Annotated in this window: 20 protein-coding genes and 1 tRNA gene; 12 read left to right on the forward strand and 9 right to left on the reverse strand. The window is 68.6% G+C overall.

Translation table 11 applies throughout. The annotated features are described in order from the left end of the window. Positions 1–1,635, forward strand: a 1,635-nt coding sequence (gene pglZ / locus QWZ14_RS31620; protein ID WP_290321073.1) for a BREX-3 system phosphatase PglZ, incomplete at its 5' end; no start/stop codon positions are given. Then, positions 1,632–2,348, forward strand: a complete 717-nt coding sequence (locus QWZ14_RS31625; RefSeq protein WP_290321074.1) for a hypothetical protein — start codon at positions 1,632–1,634, stop codon at positions 2,346–2,348. The genes pglZ and QWZ14_RS31625, both read left to right, overlap by 4 nt. Positions 2,349–3,615: 1,267 nt before the next feature. Here QWZ14_RS31625 and QWZ14_RS31630 read toward each other — a convergent pair. The 8 genes from QWZ14_RS31630 to QWZ14_RS31665 all read right to left on the reverse strand — a co-directional run bounded on the left by QWZ14_RS31630 (position 3,616) and on the right by QWZ14_RS31665 (position 10,375). Continuing rightward, positions 3,616–4,005: a hypothetical protein gene (locus QWZ14_RS31630; protein WP_290321075.1), complete on the reverse strand. Its 390-nt coding sequence runs from the start codon at positions 4,003–4,005 to the stop codon at positions 3,616–3,618. After that, complete coding sequence (locus tag QWZ14_RS31635; RefSeq protein ID WP_290321076.1) at positions 3,998–6,451, reverse strand: DUF927 domain-containing protein; 2,454 nt, start codon at positions 6,449–6,451, stop codon at positions 3,998–4,000. Before QWZ14_RS31635 ends, QWZ14_RS31630 begins: the two co-directional genes overlap by 8 nt. Then, the gene (locus QWZ14_RS31640; RefSeq protein ID WP_290321077.1) at positions 6,444–6,764 is read right to left on the reverse strand and encodes a hypothetical protein; all 321 of its coding nucleotides are present in this window, start codon (positions 6,762–6,764) and stop codon (positions 6,444–6,446) included. Before QWZ14_RS31640 ends, QWZ14_RS31635 begins: the two co-directional genes overlap by 8 nt. Continuing rightward, complete coding sequence (locus QWZ14_RS31645; protein ID WP_290321078.1) at positions 6,764–7,012, reverse strand: hypothetical protein; 249 nt, start codon at positions 7,010–7,012, stop codon at positions 6,764–6,766. Before QWZ14_RS31645 ends, QWZ14_RS31640 begins: the two co-directional genes overlap by 1 nt. Beyond that, on the reverse strand, positions 7,009–7,281 hold the full coding sequence (locus tag QWZ14_RS31650; RefSeq protein WP_290321079.1) for a hypothetical protein: 273 nt from the start codon (positions 7,279–7,281) through the stop codon (positions 7,009–7,011). The genes QWZ14_RS31645 and QWZ14_RS31650 overlap by 4 nt, the downstream gene beginning before the upstream one ends. After that, complete coding sequence (locus QWZ14_RS31655) at positions 7,274–7,504, reverse strand: helix-turn-helix transcriptional regulator (protein WP_290321080.1); 231 nt, start codon at positions 7,502–7,504, stop codon at positions 7,274–7,276. The genes QWZ14_RS31650 and QWZ14_RS31655 overlap by 8 nt, the downstream gene beginning before the upstream one ends. Before the next feature lie 83 nt (positions 7,505–7,587). Then, a complete protein-coding gene (locus QWZ14_RS31660; RefSeq protein ID WP_290321081.1) occupies positions 7,588–8,634 on the reverse strand; it encodes a hypothetical protein in 1,047 nt (348 codons plus the stop codon). A gap of 424 nt (positions 8,635–9,058) precedes the next feature. Further along, positions 9,059–10,375, reverse strand: a complete 1,317-nt coding sequence (locus QWZ14_RS31665; protein WP_290321082.1) for a tyrosine-type recombinase/integrase — start codon at positions 10,373–10,375, stop codon at positions 9,059–9,061. Positions 10,376–10,544: 169 nt separating this feature from the next. Here QWZ14_RS31665 and QWZ14_RS31670 point away from each other — a divergent pair. Continuing rightward, positions 10,545–10,616: transfer RNA gene (locus tag QWZ14_RS31670), tRNA-Phe, on the forward strand. Between the two features lie 196 nt (positions 10,617–10,812). On the opposite strand, the gene QWZ14_RS31675 is transcribed toward QWZ14_RS31670, so the two are convergent. Beyond that, a complete protein-coding gene (locus tag QWZ14_RS31675; protein WP_290321083.1) occupies positions 10,813–11,193 on the reverse strand; it encodes a hypothetical protein in 381 nt (126 codons plus the stop codon). A gap of 456 nt (positions 11,194–11,649) precedes the next feature. On the opposite strand from QWZ14_RS31675, the gene QWZ14_RS31680 reads away from it, so the two are divergent. From QWZ14_RS31680 to QWZ14_RS31720, 9 genes are all read left to right on the forward strand, one after another. Beyond that, on the forward strand, positions 11,650–12,048 hold the full coding sequence (locus QWZ14_RS31680) for a Rap1a/Tai family immunity protein (RefSeq protein WP_290321084.1): 399 nt from the start codon (positions 11,650–11,652) through the stop codon (positions 12,046–12,048). Between the two features lie 15 nt (positions 12,049–12,063). Then, entirely contained in the window at positions 12,064–12,345 is a 282-nt protein-coding gene (locus tag QWZ14_RS31685; protein WP_290321085.1) for a YMGG-like glycine zipper-containing protein, read from the forward strand. Between the two features lie 18 nt (positions 12,346–12,363). Continuing rightward, complete coding sequence (locus tag QWZ14_RS31690) at positions 12,364–14,097, forward strand: hypothetical protein (RefSeq protein ID WP_290321086.1); 1,734 nt, start codon at positions 12,364–12,366, stop codon at positions 14,095–14,097. A 42-nt stretch (positions 14,098–14,139) separates the two neighbouring features. After that, entirely contained in the window at positions 14,140–15,372 is a 1,233-nt protein-coding gene (locus tag QWZ14_RS31695) for a patatin-like phospholipase family protein (protein WP_290321087.1), read from the forward strand. Positions 15,373–15,552: 180 nt separating this feature from the next. Continuing rightward, positions 15,553–16,935 (forward strand): M20/M25/M40 family metallo-hydrolase, encoded by a 1,383-nt coding sequence (locus QWZ14_RS31700; RefSeq protein WP_290321088.1) that lies wholly within the window; start codon positions 15,553–15,555, stop codon positions 16,933–16,935. Positions 16,936–17,029: 94 nt separating this feature from the next. Then, positions 17,030–18,532 (forward strand): AbgT family transporter, encoded by a 1,503-nt coding sequence (locus tag QWZ14_RS31705; protein ID WP_290321089.1) that lies wholly within the window; start codon positions 17,030–17,032, stop codon positions 18,530–18,532. A gap of 93 nt (positions 18,533–18,625) precedes the next feature. Further along, entirely contained in the window at positions 18,626–19,099 is a 474-nt protein-coding gene (locus QWZ14_RS31710; RefSeq protein ID WP_290321090.1) for a hypothetical protein, read from the forward strand. Between the two features lie 37 nt (positions 19,100–19,136). Beyond that, positions 19,137–19,826 (forward strand): MarC family protein, encoded by a 690-nt coding sequence (locus QWZ14_RS31715; RefSeq protein WP_290321091.1) that lies wholly within the window; start codon positions 19,137–19,139, stop codon positions 19,824–19,826. Positions 19,827–19,869: 43 nt separating this feature from the next. Next, on the forward strand, positions 19,870–21,702 hold the full coding sequence (locus QWZ14_RS31720) for an SLC13 family permease (protein WP_290321092.1): 1,833 nt from the start codon (positions 19,870–19,872) through the stop codon (positions 21,700–21,702). Positions 21,703–21,710 lie beyond the last annotated feature (8 nt).

Genomic DNA, 21,710 nt, shown 5'->3' on the forward strand with positions numbered 1-21,710 from the left:
CAATGCAACTCTGCCCCTGCTGCTGCCGCGACGCTTACCGCGTCGCAGCCACTCGGCGAGGCTGCGACTAAGGAATTCATCCTCAATCACATCTTCCGCATAAGCCCCTACGTAATCCCTCGTCCTGAGGATTTCTGGCGAGAAGCTCTGCGTCTGCATTACCGCGGATCCGGTCTGCCAAAAATGCTTGCTGACCATGTCGCCGGAATCCTGAGAGACAGCGCACTTGGAGAACTCCCCGTTTCTGAGCTGCTCTCCTCGAAGAGCTACATGGTGCGCATCGTGCAAGAATGCTGGGGGCGATTTCTAGATCGGTTCGGCATTTGCAGCACTCGTGCTGCGGATACAGGATCTCCGGAGGCGCTCGGCGCGATCTCGATCCCGTTCGAGCATCCGGATGTCAGGGTCATCGTCGATACTATGTTCCTTGAAGGTACGCTTCAGCCTGTCACCATCGAAGGCTCTCCCACGGGAATGCCGGCCTGGGTCAAAGTCGGATTAGTTGAGGATCCCGGTACACTCGGCGACCTTGTCCGCGAGGGCATCAAGAAGATCGCTGAGGATCTTCCCGGCATGGATTCGTCCCACCGCAATTGGGCTGACCTCGCGCGCCGTATGGGAGAGGTTAGCTTCCGGTTCCACGGTCTGAACGCAGCCATCGCAGCACCACTTCTACAACAGCTCCGGCAGCTGCAGCGCGACGCCGACGAGCGTTTGAAGGGCTGGCTTTTCGCTCATTTTGCCGATCTGCCGTCTCTCCCAGCCGCGAAGGGGCCAGTCATGGTTCATCACGTGCCTCGGTTTCTTTCGTTGCGCCGCAACGCCGGGGAGGAGCGCATTGCGCTCCTCGTGTTCGACGGCCTCGCGATGGACCAGTGGATCCAGATCCGCGAGTACCTGGCAGGACGCGTTCCTGGATTTGCAGTGGATGAGGGGGCGTGCTTTGCGTGGTTGCCCACACTCACGTCGGTCTCGCGGCAGGCATTGTTCTCTGGCCTTAAGCCGCGTGAATTCGCAAGTTCCATCGAGACCACCTCGCAGGAGGCATCACTGTGGGCGCGCTTTTGGCAAGACAACGGCCTGCGTAAATCGGAAGTCTTCTATCAGAAAAGCCTCAAGCGAACTGAGCAGTTGCCTGAGCTGGAGGCCGCCATTTCCAGGCCGACCACGAAAGTCGCCGGCATAGTCATCGACATGATCGACGAAATCGTCCACGGGGCGATGCTGGGCAAGAGAGGCATCACCGGTCAGATTGGCGCGTGGTGCGACACCGGCTTCGTCGAGACGCTACTCCTCCTGCTGGCTGAGCACGATTATAAGATCTATCTCACCGCCGATCATGGCAACGTCGAGGCCAAAGGGATCGGCCGGCTTAGCCAGGGAGTTATATCAGAGATCAGGGGCGAACGAGTACGAACGTATCGCAGCGAAGCCCTCGCGGCATCGGTGCCAGCAGAATTTGGGGCCTTTCGATTCGATATCCCTGGACTACCTCCCGACTTCTTGCCGCTATACGCCCGCACCGGGGAGGCATTTGTTCCAAAGGATGATCAGATTGTTGCGCACGGCGGACTTTCGGTGGAGGAGCTGGTCGTCCCGTTCGTTAAAATAAATTTCACGCGAGATGCTTCATGAGTCCATCTGTGAGTCAAATTGGATTTGACCGTTTCATTCAGTTGGACTGGGCCGCAGCCGCACTTCGCGTGAGGGCTGGCATTGCGACGCTCAATGACCTTACTGAGCTTCTAGATGCGTCGCATGTAGGTCTCGCTGCCAAAAAAAAGACCCGAACGGTGCTGAATCGGTTGTGGCTAGAACCACGCCAGGACTTGGTTCAGTTCGCAGATCGAGGTGTACAAATCTATCGACAGGAACCCGACACTTCCATTCCCGCTCTCACTTGGGGCATGGCCATCGCCACGTATCCTTTTTTCGGGAAAGTGGCTGAGATCGTAGGTCGGCTGACAGCGCTGCAGGGCGACTGCACGTCTGCAGAGGTTCACAGGCGGATGGCCGAAATCTATGGTGAGCGTGAAGGAACTCGTCGTATGACGAACATGGTTCTCCAGTCTCAGGCGGACTGGGGCGCGATCGAGAGAATGAACCAGGGCAAGCGGATTGTTCGCAGCAATGAGATCGATCTGCACGGATCGGCGGTTGCTGCGTGGCTTGTTGAGGCGTGCCTGAGAAATGCCGGTCATGCGATGAACGTCGCCAAATTCGACTCGGCTCCGATCATTTACCCGTTCGCGCTTGGCAGCTCGACCTCATACGTCCTGTCGATGTCTCGAGAGCTCGAAATGCGGATGGATAGCACCGGCAACCGAGTCATCGGTCTGGCGAACTGACTGAGCGGCCAGGCAAAAACCCGAACTGATTGCAGTGCCAGCATCACCTGGGTGTCGAGTGCAGATCGAATTCTCTGGTTGCAGCATACTACCAATGGCTTGTTATTCCAGGTTCTTCCGTGCTGTCGTTCCGGAGTTGGGACGCCCAACCATCTGATTATATTAAGCAAATCGCTAATCTGGCGATCGTGGAAAGTGGCATAGCATCATTACGAAATAGGTGAGCTGCTTCCTGAGGCGCCTCAACCACTTACCCATTTCCGTTGGGGGTCTGGGAGCACGGAAAGTGCGGGAGAACCTTATTCCAGGACATTTTCGCCCGTGTTAAACCGCCCAAGTCAGGAGGTTCGGATAGAAAGGCGCTCCGGAGAGCGATTTTTCCCCGTCTCCGCGGCAGGTCAGTCAACAGGTCTGCCCTGAAAACCCCACGAAACCTGCCACTCAGCGCGGCGGTTGGTGAGGCGGAGAGCCCGGCTCGTATGGGAACTGGCGGAGCAGCAGCGATTCGAATCGACAGTACGCTTTCATGGCCGCCGCCTCCCGTCGGGTGCACACCCCGTCCCGCGATTGCATCCACGGGCGCTCGAGCGCTGCCGGTCACGAGGTCGTCCGCTTCCAGACGCTGCCGACCGCGCGCTTGCGTTGGGACGAACGTTGGGACGAAGCAGAGGGGACCATCCAGGAGTGTTGCTCTTCTGCGGCTTTCCTGCCGACTACTGGCGGAGAGGGTGGGATTCGAAAATTGCGTAGGGACGCCGCTGAGCCGATCCGCCAAATGTGACTCGCGCCAATCTGAATCTCCGGAGCTCACGATCCAAGCAAAATCAAGGTTAGCTCGAACGGTATATTAGGCGTTATCGCTGCGTCTGCGCGCGCAAACAGACTGATATTTCAGCGGCTTAACGGCCGAAGGCGGTTCCGCCCCTGGGCTCCATTTTGTTTTCATTGAACAATTTGACTTGCACGGCGCCTCGGAAAAGGCGCCATTTTTGCGTCAGATTTTCTGTGCGGACTCATCCAGCCTGATTTGGCTGCCGCGGAATCTCATCATCAAAAATATCAAACCGAGGAATTGCTGGGAAAGCGCCACCCCACAGTCATGCGCTTCGGCCCCCCGTATCTGCCGAAGCCGCGGGGAGGACCCAATGGGGGCGGCTGGCGCAACCTGGGCTTGCAGCCTGAACCGGTTGCTGGGGTGCACTTAACCTGTTGCACCCTTCTGCAACGGCACCCACTAGCGAAGGCGCACGCCTTTGCCTGCCGTACCTCAGGAATAGCCGGAGGGACCCCAGCCCGACGGGCGCCGCGATGCGCTCAGCAGGCCGGCGACCATCCGTCGTTGTTCCGCTTCCATGCGTGCTGCCTCCACCGAACCCGGCGGCGGCAATAGCGGCTCCACCTGAATTGCCTCCCGCTCGGCGACCTCGACAGGATCGACACGATCCGCGTTGGCCTCGCCGCTGGTACAGAATGACACTTCGGCTTGGGCAACCTGGGCACCTTGAGCAATATTAGGTGCAAGACTCTGATATTGTGCAGGAATTTCTAGGCCTTGTCGGTTGCCCTCTGCCTCTCCCGCCTGGGCAACCGGGCAACCCGCGGCCAGCGCGCCCAACAGTGCCGCCGCCCAGGCTGCCGGCGGCACCGGCTCACCCATCGGCGAAGATCGCTGGCAGGATGTGATAGGCGCGGGCACCCTTGGGCCGACCGGGCAGCGAACACCGGCAGGCGGGCTTGCCGTCGCCCGGATCGGCGCGGAGGTACCCCCGCGCCACCATCTCCCGCGCCAGCGCGCCGGCATCGAAGCCGGTGGCGACCTCGGCCTTCCATGTCTCGGGCAGGATGAAGAATTCAGTCCCGTCGCCGGATGGGGCAGGGCGCCGAAAGCCGGCTAGATAGACCCGCTCGGCCCCGGTTGCCGTCTCTCCAGCCTCATCGCTCCCCAGCAGCCGGAAGCGACCTTCAGCATTGCGTTCGAGGAAAGCCCGCACCTGGGCAATCCCGGCCTCGAACTCGGCCGGACCGTCACCACCCCGGCTGCGCCGCCAGTCGACAAAGCATCGCGCCGCCGCCCACACGGCCTCGCTCTCGGGCCAGGGCAAGATGCCCAGCACCCGCGCCAACTCCCCGCCCGCGGCGATGATGGCGAAGCGACCGGCGACCCTGGCAACTTGGCCGTCCGCGCCCTTCGGCACATGGGCGGCGAGGAACACCCGGCGGAACTCCGCCACCGCCGCCGCCGCCGCGCCCGGATCGGCCAGGATACGCCGCAGGAATTCCGGCCCGGCCGTGCCGTAGCAACGCCCCGCATCCGCCTTCATGCGATCCGCGAAGGCGCGGCCATCTGGCGCATCGTGCAGCGCCTCGAACACGCCGATGCCGGCGCCGGCATCGGCGGGAAGATCGACCACGCGCACCGCCATGCCCGCTGCAGCGCGCAGCCGCGTGCCGGCCTCGGCCATCTTATCGGCAATGCCGACTTCACCGGAGGACAGGAACAACACCCGCCATTCCGCCGATCTTCGGCCGCCGCCGTCGCGCTGCGCCCGTGCCTTGCCGCTGCCATTCGCCAGCATGTAGGCGATGGCGCCCACCGCGCGCGGATCGACCTCGCCCATTTCGTCCAAGGTCAAAAGCATGTCGCAATGCGCTGCGGCCAGGGCTTCCAAGCCGTTGTCTGTAGCCCGCCAGCGTTGCAGCCAGCCACGAACCCCGCCGCCGCCCCATACGCTGCCCGCCGCCACCAACGCAGCGGACTTGCCCTTGCTGGATGCGCCCCGGAAATGGACGCCCCCACCCTCCGCCCCAATCAAGCCCAGCAGCGGCGCGGCGAAGGCAGCCGACACCGCCAGCACCAACCGGGAGTTTCCGGCGCTATGCGCGGCGACGCTCGCGCGCCAATCGTCCAGGGTTCCGGCCGCGGCGACCGGCGGCAGCACTTCGGGCCTTTCCGTTTGCAGCCGCACCGGCTCCGATCCGGCGAAGCCGATGGTTTCCCGCGGCAGGACGAATACCCGCCCCGCTGGCGTCTCAAGCCAGCCCAGCCGGGCGACGATGCGGACCCGTGCCGCCGGGCGGGATCGCATGAGATAGGTCGCCAGCCCTTCCCTTGCCCGCCTGGCCGTAGAGATGAACAGCCCGCCGCGCAGCAGCCGCGCGCGGACCTCGGCGCAGTCACCGGCCAGCAGCGCGCGAGGCATCGCCCATTCATGGGTGCGGCCATCATCATCCCGCCAGCGCAGCAGCGCGCCCCAATCCTCGCCCTCCCCGTCGTGGGTGCCGGCGATGACTTCCAGCGGACCGCAGACATGCACTGGCGGCTTGTCCTCATCATCGGCGGCGAGGAACACCCCATCCCGCTGCATGGTGAAGCCGGGCGGCAGCGTCGGCGGCTTCACCGGCTCGGCTGCGGCAGCGGCGACCATGGCGCGCAGCCGATCAGCCGTCACGTCCGGCGGTGGTGCATCGGCCAGGTCCCACTTCGCCGGCCAACTCCCCGGCACGCCGACCACACCGACCCGCCGGGCACCGGCAGTCCGTGCCAGCCGCGCAACCTCCGCGGCATAGGCCGCGCCTTCCGTGTCATTGTCAGGCCAGACGATGACAACCCGCCCGCGCAGCGCCGACCAGTCCGCCTTCGCTGCCGCCTTCGCGCCGCTCGGCGAAGTGATCGCCACATGCTCGGGAAACAGCGCCGCCGCCGCCTCCGCTGCCTTCTCCCCTTCCGTCACCACCACGGGCGCCGCTGGCCGCGCTGCCAACGCATCCAGACGGAATAGCGGGCGCAACACGGGCGGGGCAGCCCATTGCCAGCCCTCCCGCTTGCCGCGCCGCCCAAAGGTGAAGGGCAGCACTTCCTTGCCGGCTTCCGTCTTGAATCGGCACACCGCAAACAGCAGGGCGCCGGCCGCATCGTGGTAACGCCACACCGCGGCCGGCTTGCCCAGCCGATGATGCCGGATCGCGTCCGGCAGCGGTGCCGGCGCGGGAAGGATGGCGGCGAAGGCTTCCCCCCGGCCGGCGGGAGGATCGGCGGCCGTGGGGGGCTTCCCGCCGCCATCTTGGGCACCTGGCAGCGGCGCGAAGGGGTCCGCCTCATCCATGGCCGCGATCCTCCACCGCGATGCCCAGCATGGCGGCGATGCGACGTGCCGCTTCGGCTTGCGGGATGCGGAAGATGGCGGCGGCGAGGCTCACCGGATCGCCGCCCTTCTCCCCCGTAGCGAAGTCCTGCCAGGCGCCGGCCCGCGCGCCGAACAGCCGGACGCCCAGGCTGCCGCCGGCCTCGCCGCCCAGGCTGCCGCAGCGCCATTCCGGGCCGATCCGCCGGCCGCCTGGCAGCCAGCGGGCGCAAAGGTGTTCGAGGTGCGGCAGCGCCGCGGCATTGATCGCGGTGAAGTCCAGGGGGGTGGGCATCAGGCGCCGTCCTCCGAATCGCTCGGCACCACCACTGCCAGCAGGCGCGGCGGGAAGCGATCGGCGCCGGCCGCGCGGATCATGTCGGCGCCCAGGCGGGAACCGTAGGTCTCGAATACCGCCAGCAGGTCCGCGCCGGCCGGGTGGGTTTGGGCGACCTCCGCCACCGCCTCTGCGAAGGCACGAGCGCCCAACGCGTGCAGGCGCGCCGCCGCGCGGTGCCAGCGCATCTGCGACAGCGCGTTCATCGGGCGCCACCGTCGCGCATGGCGGGGGCGGCGATCGATTCCCACGCGCGGACATTCCCACGATACCGGCGCAACAGAGCGCCGGAAGCCATGCCGGCGAAGCGCAGCGCGTAGCCCTCCGCGGGGCTACGGTCGGGCGGGCAGTGCGGCGCGCGGTGCCCGGCCTCGGCGCTATGAACGTGCAGCCCGCCACAGAACGGGCAGGGCACCATCCAGCGCGCGGGATCACCGGGCACGCCGTCGGCGGCGAGGACCGGCGCGCTACGCATCGGCGCTGCCCTTTACCGCCGCGGCCAACTCTGCCGCGCGGTGTGCGAAGGTGCGCCCGGCCGCCCAGGCTTCCACGTCCAGCCGCCGGTAGAGGATGCGCCGGGCACCCGCCCGGATGAAGGCGGGACCCGTGCCTTCGGCCCGCCACCGCTGCGCCGTGCGGGACTTCACCCGCAGCAGTCGGCACAACTCCGCCTCGTCGAGAAAAGCATCGTCACTCATTGTCGGACCTCGCGTTGACGCGGCAAAAGTCGCCGCTGGGCGCAAGGTCAGGGCAGAGAGGACACGGAAATAGCCGACACGATTTAATCGGCGCGGTGATTCGATTTCTTTCGGCCCGGCTTTTTCCAGGCATCGGGCGCCACGGCGCCCCAAGCCCGGTCGAACGCCCGATCCGACGCGCCAATGGGCATTGTCGCTGCCTCGTTCCGCAGGAGAGCCTTGGGCCGCGGTGGCGATTCGGGATGCTGCACCGCCAGGTCATGAATCCATTGGCGGCACCGTGTTTCAGCCGCTGCGGTGCCTACTGAAATGGATGGCGGCTTGCGGACCTCGATCATCGCGTAGTGCGGCAGCGGGCCAGGCGCCCCATCTTCCGGGCGAAGGGCGGCGCCGTACCGTTCCCATTTCAGTAGGTAGCGCGGGTGACGCCATGCGCTGGGCAGTATGTCCACCCGTTGCGCCTCGGCAGTATCATCGCGCACGCCGGATGCAAGCCATTCGCCGGATCGAAGCCGATCGAACATCGCACAAGCCAGCCGATCAACCTCACGCTGCCTCCACCACGCAAGCGCCCCGCGCTTGTTCCGATTGGGTGCATCCTTCCAGTAGCTGCGCGGCTTGGTGCCAGCTTTCGTTTCCCATACCGCGACCGTCCACAACGCTACCGTCATATTGCCGACCAAGCTTGGCTTTGGCAGCGCGAAATTGCCATGCGGGCCATCGGTCGTGGCGTTGAAAGCCGCCACTTCGGGCGCGCAAAAGATCAGCTCACCAACGACGGTTTTGAACGGCCCGCCTGTCCAGTCCGCTGGCATGGCATGGAACACCGGATCGGGAGCAACCTGCTGCGGCGGTTTAGGCCAAGGCACACCCAACCCATAGGCGCGCATTATTGTGAGTGTCTCCGGGGAAACGGGCACAATCGTGCCAACCTCGAAAACGCGGCCATTGTTTCGCCAATCCGCGGTCACCAATACCTGCGGCGCCTCGGCCTCAGGCATTACCCATTGGTTCGGCCCATTGGCGCCGATGATCCGTGCCGCTTCATCATCTGGAAGGTCCAAAACCTCATCCAGCGAATAGCCACGCCTTCCATGCGCGATCTCTCCGCGCGTCACAATGATCCGCACCGCCACCCCATCCGGCAGCCCCATCCTACGGGCGGCGCCGCGGGCCAGGGATGGGGTCCCGGCGTTCGGTCGCGACTCCTAGCGGCGCCGCCGGCAGGCTAGCCCGGCGAGGCATGGCGGCGAAACAATCACGTTAGGCAGCACGCTGCGGCCACATTTGGACCCGCGGCCCGGCCAACGGTCACGCCGTCACACCCGTAACCCTGGCCCATGACGCCTACAATGGCGAAGGCGCACGCCTTTGCCTCCCGTACTTCCCAATCAGCCGGAGGGACCCAAAGCCCGCTCCGGCGGTTGCCCAGGTTGCCCGGCAGCTTCGCCCTCGGGCAACCGGCCGCTTCGCCCTTCAAGCCGCAGCGGGCCGCCATCCGGCCGCCGATGGTTGCCCATATTGCCGAGGTTGCCCGCGCTGCCGGGCAGCCTGTCAGGCGCGCTTGCCGCGCCGTGCCCGATGCTCGGCCATGTCCGCCACCTTGGCCGCATCCTCCGCCGCCTTGGGCTTCGCCTCGGCGCAGCGCAGCAGATGCGCCGACCAGGCTTTCACAGCCTCGGCCTTCTCTCGCTCCCATCCGTGCCGCTGATACACGCCCACAATACCGGACCGGCTGCCGCTCACATGGTTCAACAGGGCTTCGGTCACTTCCAGCCGCACGCCCAACCGCTGCAAGCCGGTGGCGACCGTCCGGCGGATATCATGCAGCGTCCAGGCGGGCAGCTTCCGGCCGCCTTCCTTCGCCGCCTTCACCATGGCCGCATCCAGCCGCGCCTTCGTCTTGCCGAAGCCGCTCGGTACCGTCTCCCGCGCGCCCTCGAACACTAGCACCGCACCGCGCCGCCGCTTCACATCCAGCAGCAGCGCCACCGCCTCCGCTGGCAGCGGAACGCTATGCGGCTTGCCGTTCTTGGTCCGGTTGCCCGGCATCGCCCACATCGCCGCGTCAAGGTGCAACTCATCCCATTGCATCCCGGCGACCTCGCCGCGCCGCTGCCCGGTCAGCAGCAGCAGCCGCACAATGCTGGACATGGGCGCATCCAGCCCGGCCGCAGCCGTCCAAAGGGCGCCGACCTCGGCATCGGATAATACCCGCTCGCGCGCCGTCTCCCGCGCCGGCCGCGGCGTTGCTTCCCAGGGGTTCGAGGCGAGCGCGCCGCGCTTCACTGCCCATCCCCAGCAGGCCCGCGCCACGGCCCGCAGGCGGTTTGCGGCGATCGGCCCGCGTTCGGTCTTGATGGCATCCAGAGTCCGCACCGCATCCGCCTGGGTGAAACCATCGGCCGGTGCCTTCTTCCACTCGGCCAGCGCCCGGCGAAGCTCTGCCGGCACCCGGTTTGCATAGGAGTCCGATCGCTCGGCTAGATGGTCCGCTGCCCAATGGGTGATCATGGCGTCAACCGTGTAGGTCGCCGCGGCGCGCGCAGCCTTCTCCGCTGCCTCGGCCTTGGCGGCGGCGATCCTGACCGCGCGCCGTTCGGCGACCGGATCGCGCGCATCCCGCACCTGGCCGCGCAGCGATTCAGCCTTCTTTCGTGCCTGGGCGGTGGTCAATTCCGCCCCGAAGGTGCCCAGCACCATCCGCCGTACCTTCGCCTCGACCCGATACTGGAAGATGAAGGTCCGCGTCCCGCCGGATGTGACCCGCAGCCCGAAGCCGGGCAACGCGTCATCGAACAGCAGCACATCCTTGCGGCCCTCGGGGCAGCGGGCTGCGCTCACGCTCCGATCGGCCAGGTTCAACGCCATGAGTCCGCGGCTCCGTCACTGCGATTGCGACCCTGCGACGAATCTTGCGGACTCACCGCGGACTCATCACACCGTCGCCTCCCGGCAATCGGTGGCGGGCAGTGTCGCAATGTCGGTAAGGCAAGTCAAGGATTGCCGCCGGTGATGGCGGTTTGCGGACACCTAAAGGCGCCTAATGTCAGGGCAATTTTCGTGACTGAAAATCGCAGTGTCGGTGGTTCGATTCCGCCCCTGGGCACCATTCCATCCTGGCAAGTGCCTTTAATCACTTCAGGATATGGCGGCAGTCACAAGATGCCCCGCAGCGTATCCCACGCGCACTTGTGCTACGGTGATCCGTCCTGAAGCCTGCTGGCGCGAGTCAGCCGAAATCGATCGGCGGCTAATGGACCGTGGAGCCGCCCAATAACCTTGGGTCAGCACCATCGGTGTTACTACTATTCGCGTCGACCGAGCCCCGAGCCGAACTGATGGTCGGCCGTGGCGGCGAGATGGGCGAAGCCCATCGAACTGGGCGTGTCTTGTCGCGTCGCAGGGCGATTCGGGCAAAGTCCTCGAGCCCGGAGAAGAAGTTCTCGACGGGTACCGCCGGGCATAGAGCACGGGATCCCATGCGAATGGATCGACCATGCCTCGCTTGGGTCAGGTGTGGACAATGCAGCCTCGGCGGCGAAGGCCGCACGCAGCGGCATCGAGGCGTAACCGCAGTCAAACGCCGCGTCGCAGGCCGGGACGCCCGGGGCCAGCGCTGCCGCATAGCGCAGGTCCGAGTGGTGTCCGGGGCTGGCGATCAGCCGCAGCATGCGGCTGATCGCCATCGGCGCCGGCATGCAATGTGCGACTTCGTGGCTGCGCAGGCCGGCGCTGACGGTGCTTGCAGGCGAAGCCTGCGCCGGTCGCGAGTCATCGCTGACGGATGCGCCCGCGGCTGACGCCGATACCGCTCCAGGTCAGGAGAAGCTCCATCCCGGGTAGGCCTGGGCGTCACCCCGCCCTCGGCCCCAGCCTCTCCAGCACGGTGAGCGGCCACGCGGCATTCCGCGGGCGGGCCATGCTGCCGCGGCAGGTCCCGCGCGCGGATTGTCTCGCGCTGCGACGGATCGAGACGCTGTGCACAGCCCTGGAACATCCTGCGAATTGCTGCTCCCCCGTACCAACGCATAGGGTCGTATCGCTACCGGTCGGCCCGACTGCAATGTGCTCCGGAGCTTGGCGCCGCGCTGGCGCTGAAGCGTGGCCGATGCGGCACCATGCAGGCAGGACAGGAGAGTTGGATGCGCAAAGTCTTGTTCGCAGCCGCCGGGGCGGCAGCCCTTCTCATCGGCCAGCCGGTGGCGGCCCAGACGCAGACCCGCGGAATCACCACCGCAACCCTCGCCGAGGCCTGCGCCAGCGAGACCCGCGAGGCAGCCGGCGCCATCGCCGTCGGCTTCTGCCGCGGCTTCATGGCCGGCGCCGGCCAGTACCACCGGGAGATGTCGACCGACCGGCCGGTGATCTTCTGCCTGCCCACCCCGTCGCCGAGCTTCGAGGCCGCGCAGGCCTCCTTCGTCGCCTGGGCCCGCGGCAATCCGCAGCTGGGCGGCGAGCAGGCGGTGGACGGCATGCTGCGCTGGGCCGCCGCCGCCTATCCCTGCCCGGCCGCGCCCGCCCCGCGCAGCACCCGCCGCTGAACCGGAGGATCCACAGTGACGCAGCGTCTCCTGAACGCCGGCCTTCTCGCCGTCTGCCTCGCGCTTCCGGCCTGCGCCGACCTCGACCCCACCACCCAGCGCACCATGACCGGCGCGGCCGGCGGCGCCGCCGGCGGCGCGCTGATCGGCGCCCTGGCGGGCAATGCCGGGCTCGGCGCCGCCATCGGTGCCGGCGTCGGCGGCGCCGGCGGCTTCGCCTGGGACCGCCACCAGCAGAGCCGGGAACGGTCCTTCCAGCAGGGCGTCACCGCCGGCCGCGCCTCCACGCCGCGCTGAGGCGGTACGGGCCCGCGCATGCCGTCCGGTACCCGCAGCGCCCGGACCCTGTGCCTCGGCGTCCTCGCCTCGCTCGCCGGCATGATGCCGCCTGCCCAGGCTCAAACCATGGCCCAGGCGCCGGCGGGCGACGCGGCCACGATCGCGGAGCTGCGCCGCCAGCTCGAGGACATGCGCAGGCGGCTCGAGCAGCTCGAGACCCGCTCCGCCCGCCGTCCGCCGGCGGTCGCCGCGGTGCCTGCGCCGCCCCGCCCCGCCCCTGCCCCTGCCCCTGGCCCTGGCCCTGCCCCTGCGGCCGAGGCGCGGGCCGCCCGGGACGCCGCCCGCGAGGCCCGCACCGCTGCCGACCAGGCGCGCGTGGCACAACAGGACGCGGAGCAGGCCCGCCAGGCCGCCGCCGCCGTCACCGCCCCGGTCCAGGGTCTCGACCCGCCGGAGCCCATGGGCCGCCAGAACTTCGCCGGCGAGGGCGGCGATGCCCTGCGCGCCGACCTGCCCGGCATCGCCTTTCGCGTCCCCGGCGCCGCCACCGAGGTGCGGCTCTATGGCTTCGCCAAGCTAACCGCCTTCACCGATGCCAATGGCCGCAACCAGACCGACGCCCCCGCGCCCGCCCTGATCCCGCTGACCGGCAGCGCGGCCGACCGGCAGGGCGGCGAATTCGGCATGGGCGCCCGGTTCAGCCGCTTCGGCGTGGACACCCGCACCCTCACCGGCTGGGGCACGCTGGAGACGCGGATCGAAGGCGATTTCGGCGGCGGCGCCCCGACCTCCCCGAATGCCGTCTTCCGCCTGCGCCAGGCCTGGGCGGAGCTCGGCACGCCGGCGTTCCGCGTGCTCGTCGGCCAGGCGAACAGCCTGTGGAACGAAGGGCTGTTCGAGACCATCATCGACGCGACCAACCTGAACCAGTCCTTCGTCCGCCAGGCCCAGCTGCGCATCACCGGCCGGCTGGCGCCGGGGCTGACCGGCCAGGCCTCGCTGGAGGCGCCGGAGACCAGCTACGTCTCCGGCACCGGCCTGTTCACCCCGGGCAGCTCGCTGAACAACGGGGCGAGCCCCGCCTTCAATGCCTGGCCGGATCTGCTGGGGCGCCTGACCTATGCCGATGCGGGCTGGGAATTCGGCCTGCGCGGCCTGCTGCGCAACCTGCGGGTCGAGACCGCCGGCACCGCCGCCACCGGTGGCCGCCGCGACGCCACGGCCTGGGGCTTCGCCGGGCATGTCCGGATGCCGCTGCGCATCCTCTCGCCGGCCTTCGGGTCGGACGAACTGGTCGGCATGGCCTTCTACGGCGAAGGGATCGGGCGCTACTTCTTCGGCGGCACCGGCGGGCAGGATGCCACCTCCAACATCGGCCTGGCCTCGGCCGGGCTGGGGCTGCGGCTGGACCCGCTGCCCGCCTGGGGCATGACCGCCGCCTGGCGCCGGTTCTGGCTGCCGCCGCTGCGCAGCAGCTTCGCCTATTCCTACGCGCGGCAGGACTACCCGGGCTATGCGCTGGAATTCGCCCCTGGCTCCACCGCCGCCCTGTCGCTGAACCGGGAGCTGCACCAGGCCTTCGCCAACCTGATCTGGAGCCCCTTCGCCGAGGCGCGCAACGGCAGCGTCTCGACCGGTTGGCTCGATATCGGGCTGGAATACCTGTTCACGCGGCGCGACCTCTTCGGCGCCGCCGCCGCTGGGGGTCCGGGCGGCGTCGGGCATGGCATCGCCAATCGCGTCCTGGTCGGCGCCATCGCCCGTTTCTAGGCCGCCGGCGATACGCCGACCCCTGAAAGGATCTGGCCCGGAATGCTGAAGCTGCACCGTCGCCTCGCCTCCGGGCTGCGCGGGTCGGCGCTCATCCTGCTGATGGGGCTGGCCGGCTGCGCCAGCATCCTTCGCCTCGAGGCGCCGCCGACCGAGGCGACGGTGGATCTGCCGATCCTCGGCATCCCCAATGCCCGCTTCTGGCCCGACGGCGCGCCGGAGGCCCTGCGACGCGAGGCGGCGACGATGCTGCAGCGGCAGCGCGCCAGGACGCCCGGCGCCTTGCCGCCGGCCAATTTCCTGGCACTGTCGGGCGGCGGCGACAACGGCGCCTACGGCGCCGGCCTGCTGACCGGCTGGACCGCCGTGGGCTCCCGCCCGGAATTCGATGTCGTCACCGGCATCTCCGCCGGCGCGCTGATCGCGCCCTTCGCCTTCCTCGGGCCGGGCTACGATCCGCACCTGCGGGAGGTCTTCACCGAGCTCGCGCCACGCGACGTGCTGCTGCTGCGCCGGATTCCCTTCGCGCTGCTGTTCAACCTGGCCCTGGCCGATACCTCGCCGCTCTACCGGCTGATCGAGCAGCAGGTCGATGCGGCGATGCTGGCCGCCATCGCGCGGGAATACGCGCGCGGCCGGCTGCTGCTGATCGGGACGACGAACCTCGACCTGCAGCGCCCGGTGGTCTGGAACATCGGCGCCATCGCGGCCAGCGGCCATCCCTCGGCGCTGGTGCTGTTCCGCCGCATCCTGCTCGCCTCAGCCTCCATCCCCGGCGCCTTTCCGCCCGTGCTGATCGATGTCGAGCACGCCAGCCGGCCCCATCAGGAAATGCACGTGGACGGCGGCGCGGCGACGCAGGTCTTCTTCTACCCGCCGGCACTGGATGCGCGCAGCCTGATGGGCGCGGCGGCCGTGCCCCGGCCGCGCACCGTCTGGGTCGTCCGCAACGGCCGCATGGATGTGGAGGGGGCGAATGTCGACCGGGGCCTGGTCAGCATCGCCAGCCGCTCGCTTGCGACCCTGCTGCACTTCAGCGGCGTCGGCGACATCAGCCGCATCTTCCTGACCGCGCAGCGCGACGGGATGGAATTCCGCTTGAGCTTCATCGGATCCAATTTCCGGATGGAACGGCGGGAGCCTTTCGACCGGCCCTACATGCGCGCCCTGTTCGACTATGGCGCGCGCAAGATGACGGATGGCGAAGCCTGGGCGACGGAGCCGCCCGCAGTCGCCACGCTGGGCGGGACGGCGGATCGCCCGGCAGCCCGGTAGAGCGGGGTGCCCGCGGCACCTGGGACGGGACGCACAGCCTCGGCATCCTCCGCTCATGCGGGCCCGTGCCCCCCGACCTATCCTGCCCTGTGCCGCACGCCGCCTGCCGGACCGGCAGCAGGATGCAGGAGGAAACGACCGCGATGCGCCATGTCTCCACCACCGGGGAAGGGTCGCTCCATGAGCAGGCTTGACGACGTCCTCGCGCGGATCGACGGCGATCTGGAGCCTGCGCTGGAACGGCTATTCGCCCTGCTGCGCATCCGCTCCATCTCCACCGACCCGGCCTATGCCGGGGAGTGCCGGGCCTGCGCCGCCTGGCATGCGGCGGATCTGGCCGGCATCGGCTTCGACGCCACGCTGCGCGACACGCCCGGCCACCCGATGGTGGTCGCCCACGACCGGACCGCCAGCGGACCCTCCGCGCTGTTCTACGGCCATTACGACGTGCAGCCGGTGGATCCGCTGGAGCTCTGGGACCACGATCCCTTCGAGCCGCAAATCGCCACGCGGGCCGACGGCACGCGGGTCATCAAGGGCCGCGGCGCGTCCGACGACAAGGGCCAGGTGATGGTCTTCATCGAGGCCTGCCGCGCCTGGAAGGCCGTCACCGGCAGCCTCCCCATCCCCGTCACCATCCTGCTGGAGGGCGAGGAGGAATCCGGCGGCGTCAACCTGCCGTCCTTCCTGGAGCGGAACAAGTCGGAGCTGCAGGCCGACATAGGCCTGATCTGCGATACCAACATGTGGGATGCGCGCACACCGGCCATCCAGACCATGCTGCGCGGCCTCTGCGGCGAGGAGGTCTTCATCCATGCCGCCGACCGCGACCTGCATTCCGGCTTCTACGGCTCGGCCGCGGCCAATCCGAACCGGGTCCTGGCCCGCATCCTGGCCGAGCTGCATGATTCCGCCGGCCGCGTGACGCTGCATGGCTTCTACGACGGCGTGCCGGAACTGCCGCCGTCGCTGAAGGCGCAATGGGATTCGCTCGGCTTCGACCCGCGGGCCTTCCTCGGCGAGGTCGGCCTCTCCGTGCCGGCCGGTGAGGCGGGACGCAGCGCGCTCGAGATGGTCTGGTCACGTCCGACCGCCGAGATCAACGGCATGGGCGGCGGCTACCAGGGCGAAGGCTTCAAGACCGTCATTCCCGCGACCGCCTCGGCCAAGGTCTCCTTCCGCCTGGTCTTCGACCAGGACCCGCATGCCGTCCGCCGCGCGTTCCGCGCGCATGTGCAGGCCCGCCTGCCGGCCGACTGCCGGGCCGAGTTCCGGGAGCACGGCTCGGGCACCGCCATCCGCTTCCCGGTGGATGATCCCGCCTTTGGCAAGGCACGGCAGGCGCTCAGCGACGAATGGGGCAAGCCCGCGGTCTTCATCGGCGGCGGCGGGTCGATCCCGGTGACCGCGGAATTGAAGAAGGCGCTCGGGATGGATGTGATCCTCGCCGGCTTCGCGCTGGAGGACGACCGCATCCACAGCCCGAACGAGAAATACGACGTGACCAGCTTCCATAAGGGGATGCGCTCCTGGGCGCGCATCCTGGACGCGTTGGCGCGGTAGCCTGGTCGGTTCGGCCGCCAGTCGTGGCCGCGTGGAGGCAGCAGCAATGGATACGGGGCAGGCCGTCGTGCCGGATGGAACGCCGGCGACGTTGATGCAACGGATACTGGACGCGATCGAACGGGTAGGCAACCGCGTGCCCCATCCGGTGATGATCTTCGTCTACCTGATCCTCGCGGTGGTCGTCCTCTCGCACCTCCTCTACGCCTTCCGGCTGGGCGTCACCTACCAGGTGATCGACCCGGTGACGGACGAGCTGCAGACGCTGACCGCATTGGCGAACAGCCTGCTGACGATGGACGGCATCCGCTTCATGTTCACCGGCGTCGTCCAGAACCTGATGTCCTTCAACGCGGTCGGCGTCATCATCGTCGCCATGCTGGGCGTCGGCATCGCGGAGGAATCCGGGCTGGTGCGGGCGCTGATCAAGAAGCTGGTCGCCGCGGCGCCGGCCGGCGCGCTGACCTATATCCTGGCCTTCGTCGGCATCGTCTCCTCGATCGCGGCGGATGCCGGCTACCTCGTGCTGATCCCGCTGGCCGCCGCCGCCTATGTCAGCATCGGCCGGCATCCCCTGGCCGGGCTGGCGCTGGGCTTCGCCTCGGTCGCCTCGGCCTTCCTCGTCAATGTCATGATCGTGCCGACCGATGCGATCCTGACCGAGATCACCAATGACGCCATCCATCTGCTGGATCCCAACCGGTCCATCGACCTTGCCGCGAACCTCTGGTTCTCCATCGGGTCGGTCGCCCTGCTGGTGCTGCTGATCGGCCTGGTGAACGACCGCGTGGTGGAACCGCGGCTCGGCGTCTATGCGGGCGAGCGGCCGGACGCGACCGAGGGCGTGCTGAGCCCGGCGGAATCGCGGGGCCTGCGCTTCGCGCTCTATGCCATGCTGGCGGTGCTGGGCTTCATCGCGCTGCTGACCCTGCCGCCCGGCGCGCCGCTGCGCCATCCGGAGACGGGGGCCATCATCGGGGCCTCGCCCTTCATGGGCAGCCTGATCGTCTCCATCGCGCTGATCTTCGGTGTCTCCGGCGCCGCCTTCGGCATCGGCTCGGGCAAGCTGCAGGGCGCCAACGGCATCATCGGCGCGATGCAAAAGGCGATCGGCAGCCTGGCGGGGCTCATCCTGCTGCTCTTCGTCATCGCGCAGTTCCTCGCCTTCTTCAACTACAGCAACATGGCGACCCTGGCCGCCGTCGGCCTCGCCGGCGTGCTGAAGGATGCCAATCTGGGGGCGCTCTGGCTGCTGATCGGCTTCATCCTGGTGACCCTCGTCATCGACCTGATCATCACCGGTGCCGTCGCCAAATGGGCGCTCTTCGCCCCCATCTTCATCCCGCTGCTGATGAAGCTGAACGTCGATCCCGAAGTGGTGCTGGCGGCCTACCGCGTCGGCGACAGCCCGATGAATTCCATCACGCCGCTGAACGCCTATTTCGCGCTGATCGTCACCTTCGCGCAACGCTACCAGAAGGAGGCCGGGGTCGGCACGGTGATCGCGCTGATGCTGCCGCATGTGGCGGTCATGTGCGTCGCCTGGACGCTGTTCTTCGTCGTCTGGTTCGTCGCCGGCCTGCCCTGGGGCCTTTGAGGATGTGCTGCATCACCGCAGGCGCCCGTGCCGGCTCGGGCGCGCGGGTCCGACCTGTCCCGGCACCAGCGCGGCCACACCGGGGGAGACTGCATGACCATGCGCAACCGCCTGGCCGCCCTGGCCGCTGTCTGCACCCTTCTCCTGCCCGGCGCCCGCCCGGTCCGCGGGCAGCCGCGCCCGTCGTCACGGCCGGACCCGAACCCGGACGCCTCGATCGAGATCCAGCAGGTCCGCATCGGCATCCTGGCGGTCGGGGCCGCCGTCGGCGGCGGCCGGCTGCGCTTCCGCGGCGAGGAACTGTCCTTCTCCGTCCGCGGGCTGGAGTTCGGCAGCCTCGGCGTCGCCACCCTTGCCGCGAGCGGGGAGGTCTTCAACCTGCGCCGGTTAGAGGACTTCCCGGGCCGCTACCAGGAACGCATCGCGCCACGCCCGCCGGGCGGCGGGAACGGCCCGGAAACCCGCTTCCTGCGCAACGAGACCGGGGTCGAGCTGCGGCTGCGCGCCGACCGCGCCGGCGGCCAACTGCGCTTCGCCCAGGGCAGCGTCACCATCGAGCTGCGCTGAGTCCTGCCGAGCGCGCGACGCCCGGCCAGGCCCGGCGATGATCGACGGCTTCCTCGTCGCCAGGCTGCTCTCGGACTGGCTGTTCGGCTATTCCGCCCTGATCAGCATCATCAACCCGCTGGGCGGCGCGCTGGTCTTCCACGGCATGACCCAGTGGCTGACGACGCAGCAGCGGGCGCGCCTGGCGCGCGCCATCGCCTTGAACAGCTTCGCCGTGCTGGTCGTGGCGCTCTTCCTCGGCTCCCGCGTGCTCGGCTTCTTCGGCGTGTCGCTCGAGGCCCTGCGCATCGCCGGCGGCCTCGCCGTCGCCGTCTCCGGCTGGCGCATGCTGGACGAGGAGCCGGAGGGGCGCCGCCGGGAGGACCGGGCGCCGGCCGCGCTCGACACCGCGCCGGTGGAGCGCATGGCCTTCTTCCCGCTCACCTTGCCGCTGACCACCGGGCCCGGCTCCATCGCCGCCTCCGTCGCCCTGGGCGCGGAAAGGGGCGCGGCCGGCCTCAGCGACCTGCTGGTCAGCGCCGTCGCCGCCGTGCTCGTCGCCGCCGCGGTCGCCGCTTCGGTCTGGCTCGCCTACGCCTATGCCGCGGCGCTGGTGCGGCGGCTCGGGCCGCAGGGCACGCTGGTCGCCTCCAAGCTCGCCGCCTTCCTGCTGCTGTGCATCGGGGCCGAGATCATGCTGACCGGCATGGCCGGGGTGCTCCGATCGGTGCCGGAACTCCGCGGCTGATGGCCGCGGCCCGCTATCCTCGATCCGGCCGGAGGGCCCCGCGATGACCACCGATCTGCTCCTCGTGCTGCTGCTGCTCGCCGCGGCCATCGCGATGTTCGTCATCAACCGGCCACGCATGGATGCGGTCGCGCTGATCATGATCGTGCTGCTGCCCTTCACCGGCGCGGTGACGGTGCAGGAGGCGCTGGCCGGCTTCAGCGACCCGAACATCGTGCTGATCGCGGCACTCTTCGTCATCGGGGAGGGGCTGGTGCGGACCGGCGTCGCCCGGCGGGTCGGCGACTGGCTGGGCGAGACGGCGGGCAGCAGCGAGACGCGGCTGCTGGTCCTGCTCATGCTGGTCGCCGCCGGCCTGGGCGCGGTGATGAGCAGCACCGCCGTGGTGGCGATCTTCATCCCGATCGTGCTGCGGCTCTGCCAGCGGACCGGGGCCTCGCCCCGCATGCTGATGATGCCGCTCTCGGTCGCGGCGCTGCTCAGCGGCATGCTGACCCTGGTCGCCACCGCGCCCAACCTGGTGGTAAATGCCGAATTGCAGCGCCAGGGGATCGAGGGCTTCGGCTTCTTCGCCGTCACCCCGTTCGGCCTGCCGCTGCTGCTGGCCGGGGTCGGCTACATGCTGTTCGCGCGCCGCCTGCTGGCCGGGGGGGCGGCCCCCGCGCCCCCGGCCCGCCGCGCGCGCCTGGCCGACTGGGTCGAGCTCTATGCCCTGCCGGACCGCGAGTACCGCCTCCTGGTACCCGAGGATTCAGCGCTGGCCGGCCGGACGCTGGACACCCTGTCGCTCCGGGCGGAGGGCATGAACATCCTCGCCGTGGAGCGGCGGCGGCGCTTCGGCCACGACCTGCTGCACCCCTCGGCCACCCTGGCGTTGCAGGGCGGCGACGTCCTGCTGGCCGATGTGCAGGAAACCCGGGTGGAACACGCCGAACTCTTTGCCCGGCACGGCCTGCAGCCCCTGCCCCTGGGCGACGAGACCCGCTACTTCGCCAGCCGGGCGCAGGAGGTCGGCATGGTGGAGGCGCTGGTGCCGGCGGAGTCGAGCCTGGTCGGCCAGACGCTGCTGCAGGCCCGGCTGCGCTCCGAGGATGGGCTCACCGCCGTCGGGCTCAGGCGGGGTCGCGCCATCGTCGGCCCGGATCTGCTGCGGCAGAAATTGCAGGTTGGCGACACGCTGCTGCTGTTCGGATTCTGGTCGGATATCGCCGAGCTGCGGGGCAGCAACGGCGACCTCGTGCTGCTGAACCTGCCGGCGGAATTCGACGAGGTGCTGCCGGCACCGAGCCGGGCGCTGGCGGCGGTGGCGGCGCTGCTGGTCACCGTGGGGCTGATGGTGGGCGGCGTGCTGCCCAATGCCCATGCCGCGCTGATCGGCTGCCTGCTGATGGGCCTGGCCGGCTGCGTCGACCTGGCCAGCGCCTATCGCGCCATCAGCTGGAAGAGCCTGGTGCTGATCGTCGGCATGCTGCCCTTCTCGGTGGCGCTGCAGCGGACCGGCGGCGTCGACCTCGCGGCGGAGGGCGTGCTGGCGGTGGCGGGCAATGCCGCGCCGCACCTTTTGCTCGGCATCATCTTCGTCGTCACCGCCGGGCTCGGGATGTTCATCTCGAACACGGCGACGGCGGTGCTGATGGCACCCGTCGCGCTGGCGGTCGCCACGGATATCGGCGCCTCCCCCTATCCCTTCGCCATGATCGTCGCCCTCGCCGCCTCCTCCGCCTTCATGACGCCGGTCTCCTCGCCGGTGAACACGCTGGTGGTGGCGCCCGGCGGCTATGGCTTCGGCGACTTCGTCAAGCTGGGCGTGCCCTTCACCCTGGTGGTGATGGCGATCAGCCTGCTGCTCGTGCCCTGGCTGCTGCCGCTGCGCTGACCGGCCCG

Origin of the sequence: Paeniroseomonas aquatica, from assembly GCF_030409335.1 — a bacterium.
Lineage (GTDB): Bacteria > Pseudomonadota > Alphaproteobacteria > Acetobacterales > Acetobacteraceae > Belnapia > Belnapia aquatica.